Source organism: Arsenophonus sp. ENCA (assembly GCF_002287155.1).
GTDB lineage: Bacteria > Pseudomonadota > Gammaproteobacteria > Enterobacterales > Enterobacteriaceae > Arsenophonus > Arsenophonus nilaparvatae.
In genome coordinates, this window is the sequence record NZ_NHNG01000416.1 from 1 (window position 1) to 527 (window position 527).

The following is a 527-nucleotide window of genomic DNA, read 5'->3' on the forward strand; positions in this document are numbered from 1 at the left end:
ATAGTAACAAACAAAGAGAATCCCACCCGTGAATACGTCAAATCTATCATGGATGCCCGTTGGTCTGTTGAAGTTTATCATCGAGAAGTTAAACAAAATTGTGGTATTGAACGCTGTCAGGCTCGCACGAGCCGAGCGCAAAGAAATCATATTTTTCTCGCTATTTCTGCGTGGTTTGAACAACATAAACGTCGTATATCTGAAAAAATAACCCTTTATCAACAAAATTGGGACGTAATCAAAAATGCTATTGCTGAGCACATCCGTGTTTTATTAGCGTACCCAAATTAGTTTTGTGCGAAACTCGTGAATTTGCTTTATGCCGCAGAGCAAAGAGGTCTCACCCTTGGCATTTTCGGTGCTCTTCACACCTACGGACGACAGCTTAACTGGAATTGCCATATTCATCTGTCGTGGACTACAGGCGGCATCAATGATCACGGCAACTGGAAAAAGATGTCGTTTTGCCTGCCAAAGGTTAGAGAACGCTGGATATGGAATGTCCGACAGTTCCTGCTGTCAGCTTG

General features: G+C 43.1%; 1 protein-coding gene and 1 pseudogene. Both read left to right on the forward strand.

The features are described 5' to 3' along the window. Positions 1-291: transposase (locus tag CBG25_RS10840; RefSeq protein ID WP_290603789.1), on the forward strand; the 291-nt coding region annotated here is incomplete at its 5' end. Between the two features lie 15 nt (positions 292-306). Next, positions 307-527 (forward strand): annotated as a pseudogene (locus CBG25_RS10845) (transposase); the annotation flags it as partial.